Annotated in this window: 7 protein-coding genes; 6 read left to right on the forward strand and 1 reads right to left on the reverse strand. The window is 64.1% G+C overall.

Features of this window, described 5'->3' with window-relative positions; translation table 11 throughout:
* Positions 1 to 134 precede the first annotated feature (134 nt).
* Genes ACFE7U_RS15475 through ACFE7U_RS15495 form a run of 5 tightly spaced genes read left to right on the forward strand, consistent with a single transcriptional unit; the run spans position 135 to position 4802 of the window.
* A complete protein-coding gene (locus tag ACFE7U_RS15475; protein WP_375410612.1) occupies positions 135 to 1382 on the forward strand; it encodes an ABC transporter substrate-binding protein in 1248 nt (415 codons plus the stop codon).
* A 9-nt stretch (positions 1383 to 1391) separates the two neighbouring features.
* Entirely contained in the window at positions 1392 to 2264 is an 873-nt protein-coding gene (locus ACFE7U_RS15480) for a branched-chain amino acid ABC transporter permease (protein ID WP_375410613.1), read from the forward strand.
* Positions 2261 to 3352, forward strand: coding sequence for a branched-chain amino acid ABC transporter permease (locus ACFE7U_RS15485; RefSeq protein ID WP_375410614.1), 1092 nt, complete (start codon positions 2261 to 2263; stop codon positions 3350 to 3352). Before ACFE7U_RS15480 ends, ACFE7U_RS15485 begins: the two co-directional genes overlap by 4 nt.
* The gene (locus ACFE7U_RS15490; RefSeq protein WP_375410615.1) at positions 3349 to 4092 is read left to right on the forward strand and encodes an ATP-binding cassette domain-containing protein; all 744 of its coding nucleotides are present in this window, start codon (positions 3349 to 3351) and stop codon (positions 4090 to 4092) included. The genes ACFE7U_RS15485 and ACFE7U_RS15490 overlap by 4 nt, the downstream gene beginning before the upstream one ends.
* Positions 4089 to 4802, forward strand: coding sequence for an ABC transporter ATP-binding protein (locus ACFE7U_RS15495; RefSeq protein ID WP_375410616.1), 714 nt, complete (start codon positions 4089 to 4091; stop codon positions 4800 to 4802). The genes ACFE7U_RS15490 and ACFE7U_RS15495 overlap by 4 nt, the downstream gene beginning before the upstream one ends.
* A 250-nt stretch (positions 4803 to 5052) precedes the next feature.
* Here the strand turns inward: ACFE7U_RS15495 and ACFE7U_RS15500 are convergent, their stop codons facing one another.
* Complete coding sequence (locus ACFE7U_RS15500; RefSeq protein WP_375410617.1) at positions 5053 to 5823, reverse strand: MOSC domain-containing protein; 771 nt, start codon at positions 5821 to 5823, stop codon at positions 5053 to 5055.
* Positions 5824 to 6310: 487 nt separating this feature from the next.
* Here ACFE7U_RS15500 and ACFE7U_RS15505 point away from each other — a divergent pair, with 487 nt between their 5' ends.
* Positions 6311 to 7063 carry a DeoR/GlpR family DNA-binding transcription regulator gene (locus ACFE7U_RS15505; protein ID WP_375410618.1) on the forward strand — a complete coding sequence of 251 codons (753 nt, stop codon included), beginning with the start codon at positions 6311 to 6313 and terminating at the stop codon, positions 7061 to 7063.
* Positions 7064 to 7159 lie beyond the last annotated feature (96 nt).

Genomic DNA, 7159 nt, shown 5'->3' on the forward strand with positions numbered 1-7159 from the left:
GCATCAATCCGGACGCATGACCGATCTGTGGGATTTGTTGGCATTACTTTTGCCAAGGCCTGTTCGTGCGAGGCTCTAAGATTGCCCGATGGCGGGCGAAGCCTCCCTCCGACAATCCCGTGGAGCGCGAACGCATGACACATCCGACGATCAGCCGGCGCGGCGCGCTCAAACTCGGAACGGCGGCCGCAGGCGTAGTGGCGATGCCGTTTTTCGCCCGCAGCGGGTTCGCCGCCGAGCCGATCAAGCTTGGGAGCCTCCTTGACGGCAGCGGCGCCCTCGGACTTGAGGGCAAGCGCATGATCGAGACTACTGAATACGTGGTGGAGTTGATCAACAAGGCCGGCGGCCTGCTTGGGCGGCAGGTCAAGGTCATCGCCTACGACACGCAATCGAGCATGCAGCTCTACACACAGTACGCCCAGCAACTCGCCTTGAAGGAGAAGGTCGACGTTATCCAGGGCGGCATCACCTCGGCCTCGCGCGAGGCGATCCGACCGATCTTCGGGCGCTCCAAGACCCTCTACGTCTACAATACCCAGTACGAGGGCGGCGTCTGTGACCGCAACGTCTTCTGCACCGGCACAACCCCAGCCCAGACTGTCAACCACATCGTCGATTATGCGCTGAAGACCTGGGGCAAGAAGGCCTACATCATTGCGGCCGACTACAATTACGGCCACATCACCGCGAGCTGGATGACGAAGTTCATGAAGGATGGCAGCGGCTCCGTGGCCGGCACCGACTTCTTCCCCCTCGACGTGACCAACTTTTCCTCCGCGATCAGCCGCATCCAGCAGGCCCAGCCCGACCTCGTGCTCTCGGCCCTGGTGGGCGCCAACCATTCCGGCTTCTACCGTCAGTGGGACGCCGCCGGCATGAAGGGCAAGATCCCGGTCGGCTCGTCAGTGTTCGGCCTCGGTGACGAGCTCACGACCATGGATGCGTCGACCACCAACGGCATCGTCACCTGCTACGGCTGGTACAACGACTTGCCCGACGCCAAGAGCGTCGAGTTTGTGAAGGGCATGCAGGCGAAGTTCGGTGCCGACGTCACCGATCTAAGCGAACTCTGCACCGCCACCTATGACGGCATCATGCTCTGGGCCGAGGGCGTGAAGAAGGCAGGTTCGGTCGAGCGCGACAAGGTCATCGAGGCCATGGAATCCGGTATCTCCTACGAGGGCCCTACCGGCAGGGTGACCATGGACGGCGCCACCCACCACACCATCCGCAGCACCTACCTGGCGCGGCCCAAGGACAAGAAGTGGGAGATCCTCGCGAGTTTCCGCGATCAGTTCCCAGCCGACACGGCTGGTGCCTGCGACCTCCTGAAAAATCCGAAGACCAACAAGCAGTTCACCCCCGACCTGAAGGGCTGAGATCCCAGCATGGCGCCCGATCTTGTCGGCCTCCTCGGCTTCAACGTCTTGGCGGGCATCGCTACGCTTGCGCTGATCACCCTCGGACTCGGGGTGATCTACGGGATGATGCGGATCATCAACCTCGCCCACGGCGAGTTCATGATGCTCGGGGCCTACACGGCGGTGACGGCTTCAGATGTCGGGCTCAACATCTGGGTGGCGATGCTGGTGCTGCCGCCCCTTGTGGTCGGCCTCGTCGGACTGATCCTGGAGCGCACTGTCATTCGCTTCCTCTACGGGCGGATGATGGACACGATGCTGGCGACCTGGGGCATCAGCCTCGGGCTCATCGGCCTCGTCACCACGCTCTACGGCAACGTGGTGCGGGGGGTCTCGACGCCGGTGGGCAGCTTCGAGATCGGCCGCTACGGAGCGAGCCTCTACAGCCTCGTCATCGTGGCGGTCGCCGTGGCTTCCCTCGTCGGGCTGTTCCTGCTGCTGCGGCTGACGAAGTTTGGACTGATCCTGCGTGCGGCGATGCAGAACCCTCGCATGGCCGCCTCCCTCGGGGTCTCGCCGGACAGGATCTACATGGCAACCTTCGCGCTGGGAGCGGGCTTGGCCGGGCTCGCCGGCGGCGTACTCGCGCCGATCTCTGGCATCTCTCCAGCCATGGGGGCAGCCTACATTTCGCGCGCCTTCATCACGGTGCTGGGCGGCGGCCCTGCCATCATCACCGGCACTGGCCTCGCCTCCACCCTGTTCGGGTTCATCAATGAACTCGTCTCGTTCAAGACCACCCCCGTCATCGGCGACGTCGCCCTCCTGGTCGCCGCGGTCCTACTCATCCGCGTGCTGCCCCAGGGCATCACCGGCCGCTACTTGAGGCGCAGCCTATGACTCACGCCCCGTTGCCGCTTCGCTCCCTGGTTCGCCCGGCGGCGCTGAGCTTCATTGCGATGGTCGCCTCGGGGATCGCCATCCTGCTCGGCGCACCCCACCTCCTCGATACCTTCGGTCTGGTGCAGATGACGGGCTTCGTCGCGATGGCGATGTTCGCCCTCAGCCAGGGCTTCATCTGGGGCTATGGCGGCGTGATGTCTTTCGGTCAGGCCGCGTTTTTGGGGCTGGGGGGCTACGCCTATGCCATCGCGGTCATGAACATGGGCGACTCGACCCTGCCCGTGCTCCTCGCCATCGGGGTACCGATGCTGTTCGCCGGGCTGCTTGGCTACTTCATGTTCTACGGCCGGATCTCGGACGCCTATATCGGGGTCATCACCCTGACGGTGTCGGTGATCCTGTTCCAGCTTGTGAACACCACCTCGGGCAGCCAGTACCGCATCGGCGAGGCCGAACTCGGCGGCTTCAACGGTATCCCGGCGATCCCCGTACTCAATCTGCCCGGAGATGCCGGAAACCAGCTCGACCCCGAGGGCATCTGGTACGCCGCGATGGCGAGCCTCATCCTCGTCTACGTGGTGCTCCGCGCAATCCTGGCCAGCCGGTTCGGCCGGGTGGTGGTAGCGATCCGAGAGAACGAGACCCGCGCGCAGCTCATCGGCTACGACCCGCGCCTTTACAAACTCCTCGCCTTCATGATCTCGGCCGGCATCGCGGGCTTGGCCGGCTGTCTCTTCACCAACTGGGGCGGCTTCATCAGCCCCACGGTATTCGGGCTCACCATGTCGGCCCAGGTCATCATTTTCGTGCTCGTTGGGGGGCTCGGCACACTGCTCGGCCCAATCCTCGGCGCAGTGCTGATCCAATGGTTGACCATCGAGGCCGGTGCCCAAAGCGTCATCGACTCCAACCTTGGCCTCGGGGCGATCCTCGTCACCTTCGTCCTCCTGATCCCGCAGGGCTTGGTGCCGGTGGCCCGCAATCTTCTCCTGCGCCTCGGCGCATTCCTCCGAGGCCGGCAGGTGAAGGCCAAGCCCATTGGCCCCGCCCCGGGCGCGGCCCTCGCCGGGGAGATCCGGCGATGACCGCGTCGCATACCGGTTCTCCGCTGCGCCCGCTGCTGGAAGCGACGGGCGCCACCATGCGCTTCGGCGGTGTCACCGCCGTCAATGCAGTCGATTTCATTCTCGGAGAAGTCGAGCTGCGCTGCCTCATCGGCCCGAACGGCGCCGGAAAGAGCACCTTCTTCAAAATGCTCACCGGTCAGCTCACGGCGAGCGCGGGCCGCATCCACTTCCGCGACACCGACATCACGGCCGCCCATCCGCACGAGATTGCCCGTCTCGGGGTCGGCATCAAGACGCAGGTGCCCAACGTCTTCAATGGCCTATCGGTGCGCGAGAACGTGTTCGTCGCCGCCGGTCGCAAGAAGTCGCTCGCGCGCACCCGCAGCATCGTCGAGGAGACGCTCGTCCGCCTCAAGCTCACCAGCATCGCCACTCGTATGGTCGGGCAGCTCGCCCACGGCCAGCGCCAATGGGTCGAGATCGCCACCGTACTGGCCCAGGAGCCGGAGCTGATCCTCCTCGACGAGCCCGCCGCCGGGATGACCAAGGAGGAGGTCGAGCGCACCGCCGCCCTCATTCGCGAGATGAACCGCACTCACGCGGTCATCGTGGTGGAGCACGACATGCAGTTTATCCGGATGATCGCCAAGACCGTGACGGTGTTCAACCAGGGCCGGATCCTGATTGAGGGCGACGTCGACACGGTGCTGGCCGATGCCCGCGTCCGCGACGTCTATCTAGGCAAGCAGGCCGCATGACCGCCCCCCTTCTCATCGTCGACGACCTGCATTCGGGCTACGGCCGCATCCCGATCCTCGGCGGCGTTTCGCTGCATGTCGGCGAGGGCGATTTCGTTGGCATCCTCGGCCATAACGGCATGGGCAAGTCGACGCTGTTGCGGACGCTCACCGGCAACCTGCCCGCCACGGCCGGGTCGGTCAGCTTCGACGGGAGCGACATCACGCGGCTCTCACCGACCGCACGGGCGAGGGCCGGGATCGGCTACGTACCGCAGGGACGCGAAATCTTCCCGGCGCTCAGCGTCCGCGAAAACCTTCGCATGGGCTGCCTCCTCAGCAAGGCGAAGGAGGACGCGACGGTCGCCGACATCCTTACCCTTTTCCCCCGCCTGAAGGCCTATCTCGACCGGCCGGGCGGCGCCCTCTCGGGGGGCGAGCAGCAGTTGCTGGCGCTCGCCCGGTGCCTGTGCGGGTCGCCGCGTATCCTCCTCCTCGACGAGCCGACCGAGGGCATCCAGCCCTCGATTATCGAAGAAATCATCGAGACGCTGCAAGCGATCAGCCGTCAGCGCGGTCTCACGGTGCTGCTGGTGGAGCAGAACCTGAACTTCATCGCCTCGCTCTCGCAGCGCGTGCTGATCCTGCAGAAGGGTCGTATCACCCGCGAGGTGTCGCCTGAAATTGCCCGCGACAGGGCGATGATTGACGAGTTCGTGGGCATGACCTGAGGGTCGGTCCGACACGTTCCGATACTTGGCCCGACGGCCGCCTGCCTTTTCCCGCTTAAGGAGCCATTGGGCATGGATGCCACGACCCCCGCCCCCTTCGACCTAATTTTCGTCGGCCGGATGTGGAGCGAGGCCAATCTTCTCGGCTTCGCTTATGATTACGAACAGGCAACGCGCCATCAGCGAGCACTTGCCCTGGTCGGCTGGGTCGAACTTAGTTCTCTCCGGACCCCGGGGGAGGGCCTGCCGTTCAGACCGTCACCGCATCCCCAACCCGCACTGCGCCATCCTCCAGCACCTCCAAGTACACGCCGAGATCGACGTGCCCGAAATGCTGGCGGATCGCCTTCGGCAGGTTGGCGTCGCGTTCGGCCGTCATCGGATTGACGTTGACAGCGGCGCAGCGGGGCGTGCGCGCGAGACCACGAAAGCGCACAACGCCGATCTGGACTGGACGATCGACCCAGTCCAATTCCGCCCAGGGCTCCAATCCGTCGAGGTGGATGTTGCCACGAAAGCGAAGTGGGTCGAGAGCCTGTCCGGTCGCCGCTTCCAGCGCCTGCACCGAGGCGAGATTGATCACTGAGATCGCGCGCATCATCACGGGAGAGAGCACGCTCGCATCAGTAAATTTGTGCCCCTCTGCCCACACCACACGCGGGTGCCCCCTCGTCCCCGTCCCGAGGTAAGCCGCAAAGAAGGCTTCCGTCGCGGCGCGACCCTCCGGTGTCGAGAGATCAGCGCTGAAAGGGGGGCGGTCTGCCTGTGCAATGGTCAGGCAGTGCGTTTCGGAGTCGAAACGTGTCCGCAGGGCCGCCAGGGCTTCGTTGTTGCGCAGCATCAGGAAGTAGCCCTTGTCGAGGGGCCCGGGTGCCTCAGGGTCGAACGCCGTGGTGCCGAGGGCCAACGCGTAGTCCCTGTCAAGGTGCAGCCCCTGCGCAGCGCTTAGCGTCATGGTTGCAAGCGACTCGGGCGACAGGCCCTTGATCGGATAGCGGTAGAGATCGGTGATCGCGGCCATGCATCCTCGCGTCTGGTGTGAGTGTCGGAACGGTCCTGCTGTTGCGTCGCGTGAAAGGCCATACGCGTTTCTTCGTAGTCTCCCAGGAGCGGTGCAATCGGGTGGTAAATCCGCCTAGGCGACCGGCAAGGCGCCATGATTTTAAGCAGTTAATCCACAAAAACCACAAAAGCCAAAGATGCCGATTGACGATGATGCGTGGTCACAGCGTAGATACAGACGCTAAGTTCGCGTGCGCGGATTTAGTCCCCCTAGGAACAAGCGTAAGTCCCTTCCGTGATCGAGGACTTTGGGAGACGACGTTTGCGTGTGGCCTTTGATCGATCAGGCAGCGCTGCGAGACAGACAAGCCTGCACCATGGCCGCGGGAGCGGCTGCATAACAACGCGAACCAACATGAGATACCCCGCCCAGAATGTGCATTCCTTCGCGACCGCAGCCTCGCATCACCGTTATCATCGCGTAAACGGTTGGACGGCTCTCAAGCATGCTGACGGATCATCGCCACCAGGAAATCCTGTCCCGCCTGCATGGGATGGGACGGGTTGGCGTCGCGGATGTAGCCTTTTTCCTGAAGGTCTCGGAAGAAACCATCCGGCGCGACCTAAAGGTGCTCGAGGAGCGCGGTTTGCTGCGGCGTATCCACGGCGGCGCCGTGCCGCCCTGGCTCGATCGGGAGCGCCCGCTTCAGGAGCGCGCCAAGGTCAACACCCGCGAGAAGAGGCGGGTGGCGATGTTGGCAGAGGCCCTCGTGCTGGATGGCATGTCGATCTTCATCGATACCGGAACCACGACACTGGCCCTGGCGCGGCGCCTTACTGGGTGCAATCTCACCGTCACGACAAATTCGTTGGACGTCGCCCTTCACTTCGGCGGCGGCATGGCGCGAGTCAATTTGACGCCTGGCACCCTGCGGGGCAACGACAACGCGCTCGTCGGCTACGAGACCGTGGCTTATGCCCGGCGTTACTTCTTCGACATCGCATTCATGGGGATCGCCGCCTGCGATCTCGATCACGGCTGGATGGACTACGAGGAGCACGAGTCTGTGCTCCGGCGCACCCTCAAGGGCCAGTCGCGCCGGGCCGTGCTTCTGGCGGATTCCCGCAAGTTCGGGTGCCAGGCCAATCTTTGCACCTTCCCCCTTGGGGAGGCGCTGAGCATCGTCACGGACAAACTGCCGCCCCCGCCCTTCCAAGACGTGTTCGCCCGGCATGACATCGAAATCATTCATTCCTGACGCCAGCCAGGCTTGGACGAGCGCCGACGCATCGAAGGACCTCCCTGGCCTCGAAGAGCTTCTTGGCCTCGAAGAGCTTACTTGCCTCGAAGAGCT

This window comes from uncultured Methylobacterium sp. (assembly GCF_964251405.1).
GTDB lineage: Bacteria > Pseudomonadota > Alphaproteobacteria > Rhizobiales > Beijerinckiaceae > Methylobacterium.

Excerpts from the sequence above, each read along its gene's own strand:
- ACFE7U_RS15505 (WP_375410618.1), top strand. The coding sequence starts at position 6,311 with ATGCTGACGGATCATCGCCACCAGGAAATCCTGTCCCGCCTGCATGGG.
- ACFE7U_RS15490 (WP_375410615.1), top strand. The coding sequence starts at position 3,349 with ATGACCGCGTCGCATACCGGTTCTCCGCTGCGCCCGCTGCTGGAAGCG.
- ACFE7U_RS15485 (WP_375410614.1), top strand. The coding sequence starts at position 2,261 with ATGACTCACGCCCCGTTGCCGCTTCGCTCCCTGGTTCGCCCGGCGGCG.
- ACFE7U_RS15475 (WP_375410612.1), top strand. The coding sequence starts at position 135 with ATGACACATCCGACGATCAGCCGGCGCGGCGCGCTCAAACTCGGAACG.
- ACFE7U_RS15495 (WP_375410616.1), top strand. The coding sequence starts at position 4,089 with ATGACCGCCCCCCTTCTCATCGTCGACGACCTGCATTCGGGCTACGGC.
- ACFE7U_RS15480 (WP_375410613.1), top strand. The coding sequence starts at position 1,392 with ATGGCGCCCGATCTTGTCGGCCTCCTCGGCTTCAACGTCTTGGCGGGC.
- ACFE7U_RS15500 (WP_375410617.1), bottom strand. The coding sequence starts at position 5,823 with ATGGCCGCGATCACCGATCTCTACCGCTATCCGATCAAGGGCCTGTCG.